The following is a 1,191-nucleotide window of genomic DNA, read 5'->3' as shown; positions in this document are numbered from 1 at the left end:
CAGCAGTCCCTAAACATTTTATCTGGAGATCGCCTAAATGTTGATACTCATCATGAGATCCTCTAATGGAAGTCCGGGTTCCAATATTGATGATTTTTCCCGAATGAGCTGTTTGAGTAAATCCGATCCATATACTGCAACTGAGTTGTATCGAATTGATGAAAGTACCCATGTTAAAGATCGTTGAGAGAAGCGTATCTTGTCCTGTGTCTGTTGGTCGTATTGACTATAATCTCCCATTGATACATGATTAGGATTTCCAGCATCATCATATTGTTTAAAGTTAGCCCATGAGTGCAGGAAGCTTGAATGGTAGATGATGTACATTAACAGACTTTTAAGCTCTGATGAATCGTATTTGGGTGGTTGGTCTCCGGAGTAAAGACTTCGTTGTTTTAATTCAGCAAAAAGTTCGTCAACCTGAATCGCATTTACTTCAGTGCGAAGTTCATCTTCAAATGGTTGTAGTAAACCCTTCTCAACATAATTGTTAAGTAGTTCCCAATAGGCTGTTGCAGCAGGTGTAAAAAGGTCTCCGGGAATATCACATGGCAAATCAGCGATTGGATTCCACATGTAACTTAGTTTACTTAATTCATTTTTCATTACATCAACAATAGATCCCTGCGTTAGCATGGAGGCGATAGGGATGAAACCTGTTGAACCGATAATCTTTGGAACAGCTGATGAGTTGATAAATATCAGCCCCTCAAGATGAGGATTAATAAACGCCCGCACAGGATGAGTGGGGGCGAGCCTTCTTTTTATAGCCATAACATATTGTTCAATGTTGAAGTGACAACGGGCTAAATGAAGTTTCAGTTCTTGTGAAAGGAATTCGGCCTGAAGGTAAGTATGCTTAGCATGTTGCCATTGTTCTTGGCATGGCGTAATTTCATTATCATCTATTTTAATTGAATGCAGCTTGACACCATTTTGTTTATCAACAACAAGCCGACATTGAACAAAATCAGGAAAGTGCAAGCCTGGCTTGATGTCATATTTTGCCAGATTGTGAGTAAGCTCATGTGTCCAGCCTTCTTGACCAGAGGATTCGCGAATCGCACCTGGATTGTACCCATTGAGCCGACGTTCTAAAAAGTAGCTGTCAGGAATATCGGTGGGATCAGTACTGCCAACTGCCAAATCCAAAGCTGTAGTAGGCATGGCTGAAACAAGTGCTTCAATCTT

At 40.7% G+C, this 1,191-nt stretch carries 1 pseudogene; it reads right to left on the bottom strand.

The annotated features are described in order from the left end of the window. Window positions 1–33: 33 nt before the first annotated feature. Window positions 34–1,191 (bottom strand): annotated as a pseudogene (locus IQ246_RS29720) (linolenate 9R-lipoxygenase); the annotation flags it as partial.

The organism is aff. Roholtiella sp. LEGE 12411 (genome assembly GCF_015206995.1).
In the GTDB taxonomy this organism is placed as follows: Bacteria; Cyanobacteriota; Cyanobacteriia; order Cyanobacteriales; family Nostocaceae; genus Komarekiella.
Note: the sequence above shows the minus strand (reverse complement) of the source record. Positions and strands in the feature narration are given on the sequence as shown.